This is a genomic window from Ensifer sp. LBL, assembly GCF_050435225.1.
Taxonomy (GTDB): Bacteria; Pseudomonadota; Alphaproteobacteria; order Rhizobiales; family Rhizobiaceae; genus Ensifer.
Map to the genome: position 1 here is coordinate 520276 of NZ_JBNDJY010000001.1, position 13593 is coordinate 533868.

Below are 13593 nucleotides of genomic sequence, written 5' to 3' on the forward strand. Positions count from 1 at the left end.
ACTGCATAATTCCTCAAATCGATATCGATTTAAGGACAAAATTATGTAGCACTTCAGAGTGCTACAGCGGCCTTAGCGCGTCTTAAAAGACGCGCGGCGCTGTAGAGGAAAGCCGAAGACGGGGAAAGACTTTCGCGACCCAGCGCGACGTCCTCCGTCACGATGCCAGGCGCAGACCCCGTTCGGTTGCGAAGGCGAGAAACTTCTCGGAGCTCAAGGGCCTCGCGAAGGCGTAGCCCTGCAGCACGTCGCAGCCGAGGATGCCGAGCATTTCGGCATGCGCCATCGTCTCGACGCCTTCGGCCACCGTCTCGATGTTGAGCGAGCGCGCGATCTCGATGATCGAGCGAACCAGCGCCTGTTCGCTGCGCGCGCTCAAGACCGGGACCACGAGCTGGCGGTCGATCTTCAGCCGCTTCGGCTTGATCTTTAGCAGGCTGACGATCGAGGTGTGCCCGGTCCCGAAATCGTCGACCTCGATGTCGATACCCAGTCGCTTGATACCCTCGATGTTAGTCGCGACGATATCGTCGCTCTCATCAAGGAAGATCGATTCCACCAGCTCGAAACAGATCTGGCCGGGCGCAATGCTCAGGCCTTCAAGCGAAAGCAGCAGATCGTCGTCCTGAAGCCGCTTGGCCGAGACGTTGACCGAAATCTTGGGAACGCGCACGCCGGCGGCGGCCCAGCGCATCTGGTCCTTGAGGGCTTTCTCCAGAACCAGCCGGTCGAGCGCAGCGGTGACGTTGAGTTCGTCGGCGATCCCGAGGAAACGGTCCGGCGTCAGGATACCCTCGCGCGGATGCTTCCAACGCACCAGCGCCTCCACGCCGCAAAGCGCAAGCGAGGTCGCGTCGAACTGTGGCTGGTACCAGGGCTCGAATTCGTCCCGCTCGATGCCTTCGAGAATTTCATCGGCTATGCGTTTGGCAGTCACCACCTCCGCCTGCAACGTCTCGGTGAAGAACTGATAGCGGTTTCGGCCAGCTTCCTTGGCGCGATAGAGCGCGATGTCGGCGTTGACCAGCAGCTTGCGCGCGTCGATTTCCGGGCCTTCTCCGACCGCGACACCGATGCTGACGCCGAAGCGGCAGGGAAACCCGTTGTAGTCGACCGGCTGCCGCATGGCGGCAATGATGCGGTCGCAGCGCGGCGCAAGTGCGGCCTCGCCGACAACCCCGGTCACGGCAACCACGAATTCGTCGCCGCCGATCCGCGCGATGATATCGCCGGGCGAGGTGTTCGCCCTGAGGATCTCGGAGGCATGGACCAGCATGGCGTCGCCGGCGGCATGGCCCAAAGTATCGTTGATCTGCTTGAACCGGTCGAGATCGATATGCAGGATTGCGATGCCGTCGCCATCGCCAGCCCTGGTCAGGCGTTCGAGCGCCTTGTCGAGCATGCGACGGTTGCCGAGCCCGGTCAGAGGGTCGTGCAGCGAATTGTGCTCGATGCGCACCCGCGCCTGCTCCAGCTCGGCGTTCTTGGCATCCGCCATCGCCTTGGCCGCTCGCAATTGCTCGGTCAACAGGACGTCTTCGGTGACATCGAGCGCCATACCGACAAGCTTGCGCGCGCCGTCCGGCGCCACATGGAGCTTGCCGACCGACCGAATGTGGCGAATGCCCCCGGCAGACAGCACCACGCGCGCCTGATGCACGTAGGTTTCGTCCGCCGCGATGGCGCGGTTGACGGCCTCCAGGGCCGCCTGGCGATCATCGGCATGAAGGGCGGTGAGCCATATTTCCTCATTCGTGGCGCCGTCTGTATAGACGATACCGTAGAGCTGATGCATGCGCTCGTCCCAGTAGGCGACGCTGTTGTCGAGGTCGGCCTCCCACATGCCGCAACGATAGGAATCGAGCGCCAGGTCGAGGCGCCGCGACAGGAGCTCGAGGTCCTGCTCCCGTTCGTAGAGACCCTTCAGCGCCTGTTCGAGTTCGTGGTTCTGCTGGTCGACCTGCGCCTTGGCCGCGCTCAGCCGCTCGTTTTTCAGCACGTCATCGCTGACATCCCAGCTGATGCCGGTGACCTTTGCGCGTCCATCGGCGCCGCGGTAACTGGATCCGACATTGCGGATATGGCGCATCGTTCCGTCCGACAGGATGACACGGTACTGCGACCGGTAGTCCAGGCCATCGTCGAGGCTGCGGAAGAGCGCATTGGCGGCAATGCCGATATCGTCCGGATGCACGGTCGCCCGCCACTCGTCATATGTCGGCTCGTCCACATGGGCCTCCAGCCCGTGCAGGTGGAACATCCGGTCGTCCCAGGAGCGCTGCTGGCTCTCGACGTCGATCTCCCAGATCCCGATCTTCGACGCGTCGAGCGCCAGGTTCAGGCGATGAGACAGCGTCATCACCTCCCCTTCCCGCGCCTTCAGCTTGGCGATGTTGCGCTGTCGCTCGTTGACGAGGCCGCCGGCCAGGAGGATCGGGATGACCACCACCGTGACGGCGGCAACGATCGCCATCTGGATGAAGCTGCTGTTTTCGGGAAGCTGCTTCCATCCGCCGACCGGCATGGCCGCAAGCTCCCACACGCCGCCGGCGAGCTCCAGCCGACGCTTGACCGGCGCGGCGCGAAAGAGAGCGTCGTCGCCGTAGAACGCATCCTGTATGCGGTCCGGCTCGGAAATATCGCGGATCGCCAGATGAACGTCGATGTGGCGGTGATCCCGCGCCAGTTCCGGCGCTTCGCCGCCCGACTCGAGCAGGCGTGCCGCGCGGTAAAGCGCCTTCTCGTCGAGTATCGCCTCGACATAGCCCCAACGCTCCATGCGGCCCTGGATCTTAGAGAAGACCGGCAGGAACAGTTCGAAACCATTGCGGCCGCTCGGCAGCCGGATCGGGCCGATCATCACCGGCCTGACCGTCGAGGACGCGCGCTCGATGGCGTGTCTTGTCGCGCCGAATCGGTTGAAGTCGCTGCCGACGAACCATTGCTGGCTCTCGCGCGGAAAGGCGATCCGCACCACGCCGCCCGGCGCTGCCGAAGCGCGTACCATCTGTGGATTCTGCAGGAGGAGCTTCGTCGCCATGACAGTGAAGTCGTCTGACGTCATGGCCGGATGGACGCCGATGCTGTTGGCAAAACCGTTCAGCGCCGCAATGCTGGTATTAACCTCCGATTGCAGCCGGTTGGCAATGAGGTTCAGTTCGTTCTCGACGTCGATCCGAAGGTCGTTCTGGAAATTCTCGCGATTTTGTCGCTCATAGACATGCCCGCCCGTAAAAACGACAAGGCCAGCGATCGCCGCCGGAATGAGCGACGGTTTCGCAAATCTGGCGGCGGCCCGAATGCGCTGGCGCAGAACGTCAATGATCTTCAATCTCTTCCCCTCGATCCCCAACCAAAGGTAGCGAGCGAGTCTTAAGATTGGCTTTCGTCACAATTCCTTGGCAAACCCTATAATTCATGGGGAAACCACCCCGCCGATACCCGCAGTTCGGCCCTTGCCCGCTTGAAAAATACGGTATCGCCGTCCAGTCTCCAGAGTTCTGGATAGACCATCAAAAAAGCGGGGCGTCCGGCCAAAAGCCACGCCGCAAGGCAATTTTTGCCACAATCGGGGATCAAAGGGAGTGACAAGGATGTTCGCAGAAACGTTGAAGAGGGCAAGAAGAATGCGTTTTGTTATTGCCGCACTCATGGCCACCGCAGGGCTGCTCTCCCCCTTGTCCGCCCTGGCCGAAAGCGCCGACGTTGAAGCTACCATTACGGGTGTTGATACCGATAGGCTGAGCCTGTCGCTTGACGACGGCAAGAACTACCAGGCGCCCGAGGAATTCAATTTCGAAGGCCTGAAGGCCGGCGTAAAAGTTCTCGTCTTCTACACGGAAGTAGACGGCAAGCGGGTCATCAACGACCTCGAAATCGTTCAATAACAAGGCGCGGCCTTTCCTAGCGGCCACTGCACGGTTCGGACGAGCCGATCTTCACATTTCTTGAAACAGGTTTCTCGGATGCCCCGCGCGCGGGCATCCATGTGAAGCGCGTTGCGCGCCACCGCGCCAAACTACGCCCCAGGCTTCAGACCCAGCCGATGGCGTTGCCGGAGATCCGCAGAAGGCGGTCCTGCGGGATCGCCGCGGTCGCGGCCTCCTCGGCTTCCATTTCCCCGAAAAGCTTGAACAGCACACGAATGACGCCGCCATGGCTGACGCAGACCGTCGGCTTCGTCACGTCCCTGAGCCAGGCAGCTATGCGCCAGGACAGGATTTCGTAACTCTCGGCGTCCTCACCGGGGGGAATGAAGTCCCACTTCACGGCGCGCCGCTCGGCGATCCGCTGCGGCGCCGAGCGCTTGAGTTCGGGCAGCGTGTGCCCTTCCCAATCACCGAAGGAGACTTCCTTGAGCCGCTCGTCGGTGCGGTAGGCCTCCGGATCGAGCCCCATGGCCCGCCGGACGCGCTCCATGGTCTCGCGGGTGCGGCCGAGCGGACTGGCGACGAAGTCGAAATGCCTGATATCGGCGCCGAGGATGCCCCCAAGCGCCACGCCGTTGCCGGTCGCCTGCTGGCGACCGAAGTCATTGAGAGGGATATCCTTTTGCCCCTGGAGCCGGCTTTCGGCGTTCCAGTCGGTCTGTCCGTGACGGATCACATAGATCAGCACAACATGTCTCCGGGCAGCAGGCTGCCGAATCCGACTTTGCGGTTCGGTCAGTCCTTGATCACGGAGATATCGGGCGCATCCACTGCCTTCATGCCGACCACATGGTAGCCGCTGTCGGCGTGGTGCACTTCACCGGTGACCGAGCGCGACAGGTCCGAAAGCATGTAGAGGCCGACGTCGCCGACTTCCTCGATGGTGACGGTGCGGCGCAGCGGCGCGTTGTATTCGTTCCACTTGAGGATATAGCGGAAGTCGCCGATGCCGGAGGCAGCCAGCGTCTTGATCGGGCCGGCGGAAATCGCGTTGACGCGGATGTTCTTCGGGCCGAGGTCGACAGCGAGGTACTTGACGCTTGCTTCGAGAGCAGCCTTGGCGACACCCATGACGTTGTAGTTCGGCATGACCTTCTCGGCGCCGTAATAGGTCAGCGTCAGCATCGAGCCGCCGTCCGTCATCAGCTTTTCAGCGCGACGGGCAACCGAGGTGAAGGAGTAGACCGAGATCTGCATCGTCTTGGCGAAGTTGTCGGCCGAGGTATCGACGTAGCGGCCGGTCAGTTCGTCCTTGTCGGAAAAGCCGATCGCGTGCACCACGAAATCGATCTTGCCCCACTGCTTCTCGAGCGTATCGAAGACGGCATCGATGGAGGCTTCGTCGCTGACGTCGCAATGGCCAGCCATGAAGCCGTCGATTTCCGCAAGCAGCGGCTCGACGCGCTTCTTCAGAGCGTCGCCCTGATAGGTCAACGCAACTTCACCACCCTGCGCGTGGATGGCCTTGGCAATGCCCCATGCGATGGAACGGTTGTTTGCAACGCCCATGATGACGCCGCGCTTGCCCTTCATCAGACCGGATGCCTGAGCCATGGTAAGTCCCCAATACTATTCCAGCATCGGCGGGCGCCGGTGCCAAAGATCAAAAATGTCAAAGACGCCCCACGAGAACGGGTGCGGCAAAATGTCGAGAATTGCCTATGGCATAGCCGCAAGGGTGGTTCAAGCGCGGCTGAGATCAGGAACTGTTAGTCCCCGTAATATTGGGTCAGTGTGTCAGCGAACTGTCACAAATGGCCTGTCACAGATAGAGGCCGTCGCGTTGCGACTTCATCAAATCGGTGATCTTGTCGTCGGGCGCCTCGGGCAGAACCAGTCGCAATTCGACCAGCAGGTCGCCATGCGTACCGTAAGCGCCGGGCATCCCCCTGCCCGCAAGACGGATGACCTTGTCCGAGCCGGACCAGGCCGGAACGACCACGGTAACCTGCCCGACCGGAGTTTCGAGCACCTGTTCGCAGCCGAGCACGGCGCCCTGCAGGTCGACCGGCAAAGTGGTCATGAGATCGAGGCCGCGGGTGCGGAACGTCCCGCCCTGGTCGACCCTGAGCGTGACGACGACGTCGCCGCGGGTCATGCCGGTCACCCGATAGCCCTGCTCCGCCAGACGAATGCTTTGACCGTCGACGGCGCCCGGTGGGATCTGCACCTTCAGGCTTTCGCCGTCAGGAAGCTCGACGGAGAGGCGCTGGCGGTTGATCAGGTCATCGATGCTGACGGCGAGATCGACGGGAAGATCAGGTACTTTCTCGGCCGTCTTTGCCGCGCGCCCCCGGATGCGCCGGACGATCGCCGCTACAAGCTCGGCTGCCGGTGCGGCTGCACGCTGCATCAGCGGCGTCTCGGTCTTGAGAGCGCTTTCCTGCTGGGGCTCGGGCGTTGGTTCCGGCTTGCTTTCGGAAGCCTGGGCCGGGCGCTCCGGCTCCTTCGCCGCCGCAGCCGGCTTGGGCGCTGGCTTGGGTGTGGGCTTTGGGGAGGGCCGGGCCGACTTGGTGCGGGTCTCCGCACCGAAAATCTGTGAAATGGCATCCTCGGCGGTCTCGGCGTCGACGGGTGCCTCTTCCTGAGGCCGCATCTTTGCCTTCATCGCCTCCATGCGACGAAGCTCGGCCTCGCGGCGCGCATAATCGTAGCGGCTTCTGAGCTTCGGGTCGCGCAGGAGTTCATAGGCCTTGCCGGCCTCGGCAAAACGCTCGGCGGCGTTGGGATCGTCCTGGTTGTGGTCCGGATGCACGGCCTTTGCCAGCGAACGCCAGGCGGCCTTGATTTCATCCTGCCCGGCGTTGCGCCGTACCCCGAGGATCACATAGGGATCACGCATGGTTTTACCATCTTCTCTGATCGGCAGCCGCTCCCTGACGCCCGCCTTCGCCCCGATTGCAGGCGCCATCGTCGCCCGTCCGTTGAATGCCGATGATCAGGAGAAGTTGCTAAATAGTGGTTAGCCACGGGTGCTCATGCGGCCATTGGGACGGCATCGTGGGCCGTCATGCGCGCATTTGCCGAAACGTGGTTAACCACCGATTTCAACGACTTGGGTCGGGCGCCGCTCAGGCGCGCGGGCCGAAGCTCGTCAGATACCAGGCGCCGTCGCCGCCCTGGCAGGTGCTGCCGTCGAACTTGGCGATGCCCTCGTAAGAATGACGCGTCGTGGTGAAGCGGCGGCAAAGCATGCCACTGGCGCGGTCTTCCTGGATGCTGCTGATGACGCCGGCGCTGCCGGAGGTCGCATTGGCCCAGGGAATAGGATTAATGGCGCCACTGTTGAGTTCGGCCGACGTCACGGCATTGCGAACCATCACTGCGTCGGAAAGGCCATCGGAAGTCTTGGCGACGGGAACGGTGCCCGTCGAAACCGTGCGGTCGACACCGCTGCCGAAAAGGTCGAGGCCAGCCCCCATGCAGCCGGACAGCGCCAGGACCGGCAGGCAAATTGCCGCGCTACGTAGCAAGGCGAAGGAATACCCCTTCTTGGCGTCGATCCACTTTGCTATGTCTTGCACGGCAATCCTGTCAGACTCGCTGGAGCCGCACGTTTCTCGACAAGGTCAACATACAGGCTCCGACATTTTCGATGCGGAAACACCGGTCGGGCTCATCCCGAAGCATTTCCGCGCCAGACATCACGGCATTGGAACGCAATAATGGCGGCGAATGAGTTAACAAGCGGTGACTTCACCGAATCAAATGAACCCTTTTCCCTGTTTGGCACATGGCTGAAGGACGCGGAAGGCAGCGAGATCAACGACCCGAACGCGGTCGCGCTCGCGACCGTCGATGCCGACGGGCTGCCGAATGTCCGCATGGTTCTGCTCAAGGGTTTCGACGAACGCGGCTTCGTTTTCTACACGAATTTCGAAAGCCAGAAGGGTGAGGAGATCCTCGGCGCCCGCAAGGCGGCGATGTGCTTTCACTGGAAATCGCTCCGTCGGCAGGTGCGCGTGCGCGGCCCGGTCGAGATCGTCACCGACGAAGAGGCGGACGAATACTTCAAGAGCCGGCCGCGCGGCAGCCGCATCGGCGCCTGGGCCTCGAAGCAGTCACGACCGCTCGAAGGCCGCTTCGCGCTGGAGAAGGCCGTTGCCGAGTACACCGCCCGCCACGCCCTCGGCGAAATCCCGCGCCCGAGCTACTGGTCGGGCTTCCGCATCCGCCCGACGTCGATCGAATTCTGGCACGACCGCCCGTTCCGGCTGCATGACCGGATGGAGTTTCGCCGCGAAACGCCCGAAGGCGGCTGGGAAAAGGTACGTATGTACCCTTAGCCTGCCTGTCTCTTAAAAGAGAGACGCCAGATGCAATGACGACGCCCGGTCATGCAGGTGGCCGAGCGGATATTATTCTTTGCCCGGCCCGAGCCGGGCGTTTTCATCGAGTGGCTTTTGATGACGATCGATGTTCGTGACGCGACGCTCGACGATGTCGCCGGCTGTCACCGCTGCCTCGACGAGGTTGCCCGGGAAGGCCGCTGGCTTTCACGGCTGAGCGCTCCTCCCTTCGACGGCTTTGCCGCATACATGACCGACTTGCATCGCGGCCGGGCACCCCAGATCGTCGCGGTCGACGATCGCGCGATCGGCTGGTGCGATATCCGGCTGGATGCTTCGCCCGTTCGCGCGCATGTCGGGACCTTGGGCATGGGGCTTCTCGCCACCTATCGCGGTAAGGGAATCGGCGGCCGGCTTCTGCAACTGGCGATGCAGCGTGCCCGCGAGCGGGGGCTGGAACGCATCGAACTATCCGTTCTTGATGAGAATGCTGTGGCCCGGGCGCTCTACGCGCGGTTCGGCTTCCAAATCGAAGGCCGCCGCGTGAGCGACTGGAAACACGACGGCGTTTACCAGGACAGCATTCTCATGGCTTTCGCCTTCAATTGACGCCAAAGCGCTCGGCTGTACAACTCGCCTTTTCTAACCGGCCCTCAGCCGGAACGGGATGCCGGATGCCAGCGCCGAGACATAGCGGGCGCGCTGGAAGTGGCCGTTCAGCGAAATGCGCGGCAGCGCATAAGGGCTGGATTGCGTCCGCGCCGTAAGCGTTCCGGGTTGGGTGGTGACGGCCAGGGTAAGCCCCAGATCGGCGACGATGCGATGGTCGCGCGCGGATACCGCCGGCGCGTCGCCATAGGGATAGGCGAAGGTCTGGGGCGGCCGACCGGTGATCGCCTCGACGCGCTGCAGCGATCCCTCGATCTCCCGCTTCGCCTCGGCATCAGACAGGCGCGCGACCGCGCGGTGGCTGACCGTGTGCGCGCCTAGCCTCGCCAGAGGACTTTCGATCAGGCGCCGTAACCCGGCCTCGTCCAGCGTCAGCTTTTCGGTGATCGCCAGGGGATCGATGCCGCGGTCACGGGCGGCAGCGTTCAGGGAAGCGATCGCCTTTGCCTCGTCATGGCCGTGGATGAACGCCGCAATGCGATTGAAGGCGGACTGTCTTTCGGCCGTTGTCGACGCCTGCAGTGTTTCTACACCGCCGCCGAAGTCAAAGTGTAGCGTCTCGTTCGTTTCGAGCATATCGGCGAGCGTCTCCCACCAAAGCGTATGGGTGCGGTCGACGAAACCGCCGGCAACGAACACCGTGAACGGCGCCTGGTGGCGCTCGAAGACCGGCAAGGCGTGCTCGAGATTGTTCTTGTAACCGTCGTCGAGGGTAAAGCAGGCGACCGGTCCGCCCTCGGCAACCACGGCCTGCGGCAAGTGTTCGAGCGGGACAAAGCGATAGCCGTCGCGCTTCAGCGTCCGCAGCGCGACATCGAGAAATTCCGCCGTGATCTCCAGATGGGCGTTGGGATCGAAGGCACGGGCAAGCTTCGGCCGGACATGGTGCAGCGTAAAGATCGCCCCCTGCCCGCGCGCGCCGGCCATCAGCCCGGCGCGGCTCAGGCCCCCGGCGACTTCCAGCCCGCCGGCAATTGCGGCGCGGCGAACAATTGTCCTGATCATACCCTTGATGGTCGCCCCCAAAATCTGGCCCAAGCGCTCCCCGCACGGCCTGCAAGCCTGGAAAGTTAACGGCGAGGGCGTTAAACCTTGTTGAACGGGGAGAGCGTTCATCGGCCATTTACCACACCCCCGAAAACAAGGTCGGCTTGCCACATTCCGCCCTAAAGTTGCAGCAAAGACACGGATCTTGTCACAAAACGAAACAGCTTTGCGCCTGACCGCGGGCGCCTTTCGACGGGGATCGACATGAAAACTTTGCGCTGCCTCCTGCTGGCGACCTTCGCACTGGCGCTCGGGACGGCGACTGCCGTGGCCGGAAGCGCCTCGCTGGTGCTGGATGCGCGCACCGGCAAGATCCTCTCGTCCGAAAACGCCGATGTCCTCAACCATCCGGCCTCCTTGACCAAGATGATGACGGTCTACATGGCCTTCGAGGCGCTGAAGAGCGGCAAGCTTTCCTGGGACAGCAAGATCAAGGTTTCGAAGGCGGCGGCCTCCAAGCCGCCGATGCGTCTCGGCCTCAAGTCCGGCATGACGATCACGGTGCGCGAGGCGGTCCTCGGCATGATCGTGCGCTCGGGCAACGATGCCGCAGCCGCCATGGCCGAGAAGCTCGGCGGCTCCGAGACGAATTTCGCCCGGATGATGACCGCCAAGGCGCGGCAGCTCGGCATGAGCAAGACCATTTTCATCAATGCCTCCGGCCTGCCGGCCAGCAAGCAGGTGACGACGGCGCGTGAAATGTCGACGCTTGCCGTGGCGTTGATGCGCGACTTCCCAAGGGAGTACCGGCTGTTTGCGACCGAGAGCTTCAATTTCCGCGGCCGCAAGGTGCGGGGGCACAACAACCTGATGTATCGCTACGACGGCATGGACGGCATCAAGACCGGCTATACCAACGCCTCCGGCTTCAACCTCGTCAGCGCCGTCAAGGACGGCAATCGCCGCGTGGTCGGCGTCGTGCTCGGCGGCAAGACGGCGCGCAGCCGCGACGCCAAGATGGCGGCCCTTCTCGATCGTCACGTCGGCAAGGCGGCCAAGGGTGGACGGCAGCTCATGGCGTCGACGCGCGGCGGCAAGACGGTCGAAGCCCCCGTCGAAGTGGCCGCGGTCGCAACATCCGAGGTTCCGATGCCCTACGCCGCACCGCAGCGGGCCAAGCAGGATTCGGTTGCCGCCCTGATTGCGGCGACATCGACGACCGCGATCCCGGCGGAACGCCCGACCGAGGTTGCCGAGATCGAAACGACCGCTGCGGTTCCGGCAGCGTCAGGCGGCTGGCAGATCCAGATTTCGGCCGCACCTTCGGCTGAGGCTGCGCGCATGCTGCTGGCGCAGGCGCGCTCGGAGGCCGGTGCGCCGCTCGCAGGCGCCACGCCCTATACGGAAGCCGTCGGTAAGGGTGCCAAGGCGATCTACCGCGCCCGCTTCGTCGGCTTTTCGAGCAAGGATGCGGCCGCGGCCGCCTGTGACGCTCTCAAGCAGCGCTCCTATGACTGCATGATGCTGCCGTCGCGCGGCTGACGGCAGCGGTTCGCCGCAGCTTCACGCGCTTGCGGCTCTGTGGGCGCGATTGGCCATCCACCAGTCGCACTGCTCTTCGCTGTAGCCGAGAAGCAATCCCTCCTCGCGCTCATCTTCATCCGTCCATGGACGCCAATTGTAGAAGAGCTGGTCGCAGCGCTTCCTGAAGCGCTCGAAGCGCCAGGTCTCGCCCGGCAGCGCATAGAGGAAATAGCGAACCCGCTCCTCTTTCTCGCCTCCCGTGGTCGTCGGGCACATCTTTGCCAGCTCGAACGTGTCCAGCAGCAGCACACCGGTGGCAACATGCGGGGCAAAGAGCGCCTTCGTTTCCTCGAGCCAAGGCGAAGCGGGATCGTCGCCGAAATAGGCAAAGGGCTTGCGCCCTTCCAGCATCAGCGGAAGTTCGTAGCCGGTATGGACGAGGTAGGGCGTTGCATCGATCCGGTGTGGCCGGCGAAGCAGGGCCTCCTCCCCCGTATCCGGCAAGACAAACCCGAGCGCCGGGGCAAGCGCAGTCAGATCCTTGCGGTCAAGCAGGTAACAGGCATGGTCGGCAATGGCGCCGCCGTCCAGGTCCAGGGCACGCGCGATGTCTCCCGCATCCCCATCGAACCGCAGTTCGTGGCTGGGCGTAGCGGTCTCCGGCGACAGGAACGAAAGCACGAAGACCGCCACCGGAACTTACGCCTGCGTGCCGCCCACCGTGATCTGGTCCATGCGCAGATGCGGCTGGCCGACGCCGACCGGCACCCATTGGCCGGCCTTGCCGCAATTGCCGATGCCGGTATCGAGCTTGGTGTCGTTGCCGACCATGGTCACCCGCTTCATCGCATCCGGGCCGTTGCCGATCAGCATGGCGCCCTTGACCGGCGCGCCGATCTTGCCGTTTTCGATCAGGTAGGCCTCGGTGCAGCCGAAGACGAACTTGCCCGACGTGATGTCCACCTGGCCGCCGCCGAAGGAGACGGCATAGATGCCCTTCTTCACCGAGGCGATGATTTCCTCCGGCGACTTGTCGCCGGAGAGCATGTAGGTATTGGTCATGCGCGGCATTGGCACATGGGCATAACCCTGGCGCCGACCGTTGCCGGTGGGTTGCATGCCCATCAACCGGGCGTTCTGCCGGTCCTGCATGTAGCCGACGAGCTTGCCGTCCTCGATCAGCACGTTGTAGCCGGACGGCGTGCCTTCGTCGTCGATCGAGATCGAGCCGCGGCGCGCCTCGATCGTGCCGTCGTCGACGACGGTGACGCCCTTGGCAGCCACCTGCTCGCCCAAAAGGCCGGCAAAGGCCGAAGTCTTCTTGCGGTTGAAGTCGCCTTCCAGACCATGGCCGACGGCCTCGTGCAGCATGACGCCCGGCCAGCCGGAGGCAAGCACCACGTCCATGGTGCCGGCCGGCGCGTCGATCGCTTCGAGATTGACGAGCGCCTGGCGCAGCGCCTCGTCCGCGCCCATCTTCCAGTTTTCCTCGGTGACGAAATCGCCGAAGCCGCGGCGCCCGCCGGTGCCGAAGGAGCCGCTTTCCTGGCGGTCGCCATCGCCGGTCACGACGGAGATGTTGATGCGCGTCATCGGCCTGACGTCATGGACCCGATGACCGTCGGCGCGCAGGATATCGACGACCTGCCAGCTTGCGGCGATGGTCGCCGTCACCTGGCGGACCTTGGGGTCCTTGGCGCGCAGATAGGCATCGATTTCCTGAAGCAGCGCGACCTTTGCCTCGAAGCTGGGCTCGCCGATCGGGTTTTCGTCGCCATAAAGTTTCTTGTTGGTGCGCTGCGGGGCTGCGGCATAGGAGCCGGCATAGCCGCGCGTCACCTGCGCCACCGCGTCCGAGGCGCGGCGCAGTGCCGACAGGGAAAGCTCGCCGGAATGGGCATAACCGACCGCTTCGCCGGCAACGGCGCGAAGGCCGAAGCCCTGGTCGGTGTTGAAGCTGCCGCCCTTGAGCCGGCCGTTGTCGAAGGACAGCACCTCTGCCTGGGCATGTTCGAGGAACAGTTCGCCGTCGTCGGCACCGGCGAGCGTTTCCGAGAGAACCTTGCGGACCGTTGCCTCGTCGGCATCGAAGAGGCTCATCAGATCGGTGTTCATAGTGGCACGCTCCCGCGTCAGGAATTTCTATCGCCTCCATTTAGGAAGGCGGCGGGTTCAAGCCAAGGAAAATATCACGG

At 63.4% G+C, this 13593-nt stretch carries 12 protein-coding genes; 4 read left to right on the top strand and 8 right to left on the bottom strand.

Going from position 1 to position 13593, the window contains the following annotated elements; genetic code table 11:
- Positions 1–157 precede the first annotated feature (157 nt).
- Positions 158–3331: a bifunctional diguanylate cyclase/phosphodiesterase gene (locus OKW20_RS02595; RefSeq protein WP_429170004.1), complete on the bottom strand. Its 3174-nt coding sequence runs from the start codon at positions 3329–3331 to the stop codon at positions 158–160.
- 295 nt (positions 3332–3626) lie between these two features.
- Between OKW20_RS02595 and OKW20_RS02600 the strand changes: the two genes are divergently transcribed.
- Positions 3627–3887 carry a DUF1344 domain-containing protein gene (locus tag OKW20_RS02600; RefSeq protein WP_043619849.1) on the top strand — a complete coding sequence of 87 codons (261 nt, stop codon included), beginning with the start codon at positions 3627–3629 and terminating at the stop codon, positions 3885–3887.
- A gap of 145 nt (positions 3888–4032) precedes the next feature.
- Here OKW20_RS02600 and OKW20_RS02605 read toward each other — a convergent pair whose 3' ends face one another.
- The 4 genes from OKW20_RS02605 to OKW20_RS02620 form a co-directional block, all read right to left on the bottom strand.
- Positions 4033–4617 (bottom strand): histidine phosphatase family protein, encoded by a 585-nt coding sequence (locus OKW20_RS02605; RefSeq protein ID WP_043619847.1) that lies wholly within the window; start codon positions 4615–4617, stop codon positions 4033–4035.
- Between the two features lie 47 nt (positions 4618–4664).
- Positions 4665–5483, bottom strand: a complete 819-nt coding sequence (gene fabI, locus OKW20_RS02610; protein ID WP_043619845.1) for an enoyl-ACP reductase FabI — start codon at positions 5481–5483, stop codon at positions 4665–4667.
- Between the two features lie 208 nt (positions 5484–5691).
- Positions 5692–6771 (bottom strand): DnaJ C-terminal domain-containing protein, encoded by a 1080-nt coding sequence (locus OKW20_RS02615; RefSeq protein WP_429170007.1) that lies wholly within the window; start codon positions 6769–6771, stop codon positions 5692–5694.
- Positions 6772–7000: 229 nt separating this feature from the next.
- Positions 7001–7453, bottom strand: coding sequence for an RT0821/Lpp0805 family surface protein (locus OKW20_RS02620; protein WP_034801195.1), 453 nt, complete (start codon positions 7451–7453; stop codon positions 7001–7003).
- Positions 7454–7594: 141 nt separating this feature from the next.
- Between OKW20_RS02620 and pdxH the strand changes: the two genes are divergently transcribed.
- Positions 7595–8215 carry a pyridoxamine 5'-phosphate oxidase gene (gene pdxH, locus OKW20_RS02625; RefSeq protein WP_043619841.1) on the top strand — a complete coding sequence of 207 codons (621 nt, stop codon included), beginning with the start codon at positions 7595–7597 and terminating at the stop codon, positions 8213–8215.
- A gap of 51 nt (positions 8216–8266) precedes the next feature.
- Positions 8267–8827: an N-acetyltransferase family protein gene (locus OKW20_RS02630; RefSeq protein WP_429170010.1), complete on the top strand. Its 561-nt coding sequence runs from the start codon at positions 8267–8269 to the stop codon at positions 8825–8827.
- A gap of 33 nt (positions 8828–8860) precedes the next feature.
- Here OKW20_RS02630 and OKW20_RS02635 read toward each other — a convergent pair whose 3' ends face one another.
- Complete coding sequence (locus OKW20_RS02635; protein WP_429170012.1) at positions 8861–9892, bottom strand: polysaccharide deacetylase family protein; 1032 nt, start codon at positions 9890–9892, stop codon at positions 8861–8863.
- Between the two features lie 246 nt (positions 9893–10138).
- Between OKW20_RS02635 and OKW20_RS02640 the strand changes: the two genes are divergently transcribed.
- Entirely contained in the window at positions 10139–11416 is a 1278-nt protein-coding gene (locus OKW20_RS02640) for a serine hydrolase (protein WP_429170014.1), read from the top strand.
- 21 nt (positions 11417–11437) lie between these two features.
- Here the strand turns inward: OKW20_RS02640 and OKW20_RS02645 are convergent, their stop codons facing one another.
- On the bottom strand, positions 11438–12091 hold the full coding sequence (locus OKW20_RS02645; RefSeq protein WP_429170016.1) for a hypothetical protein: 654 nt from the start codon (positions 12089–12091) through the stop codon (positions 11438–11440).
- Between the two features lie 6 nt (positions 12092–12097).
- Complete coding sequence (gene tldD, locus OKW20_RS02650) at positions 12098–13513, bottom strand: metalloprotease TldD (protein ID WP_429170018.1); 1416 nt, start codon at positions 13511–13513, stop codon at positions 12098–12100.
- Between the last annotated feature and the right edge of the window lie 80 nt (positions 13514–13593).

Bases quoted from the DNA above. Each gene is read 5' to 3' on its own strand.
- OKW20_RS02600 (WP_043619849.1), top strand. From the start codon at position 3,627: ATGCGTTTTGTTATTGCCGCACTCATGGCCACCGCAGGGCTGCTCTCC.
- pdxH (WP_043619841.1), top strand. From the start codon at position 7,595: ATGGCGGCGAATGAGTTAACAAGCGGTGACTTCACCGAATCAAATGAA.
- fabI (WP_043619845.1), bottom strand. From the start codon at position 5,483: ATGGCTCAGGCATCCGGTCTGATGAAGGGCAAGCGCGGCGTCATCATG.
- tldD (WP_429170018.1), bottom strand. From the start codon at position 13,513: ATGAACACCGATCTGATGAGCCTCTTCGATGCCGACGAGGCAACGGTC.
- OKW20_RS02615 (WP_429170007.1), bottom strand. From the start codon at position 6,771: ATGCGTGATCCCTATGTGATCCTCGGGGTACGGCGCAACGCCGGGCAG.
- OKW20_RS02635 (WP_429170012.1), bottom strand. From the start codon at position 9,892: ATGATCAGGACAATTGTTCGCCGCGCCGCAATTGCCGGCGGGCTGGAA.
- OKW20_RS02640 (WP_429170014.1), top strand. From the start codon at position 10,139: ATGAAAACTTTGCGCTGCCTCCTGCTGGCGACCTTCGCACTGGCGCTC.
- OKW20_RS02630 (WP_429170010.1), top strand. From the start codon at position 8,267: ATGCAGGTGGCCGAGCGGATATTATTCTTTGCCCGGCCCGAGCCGGGC.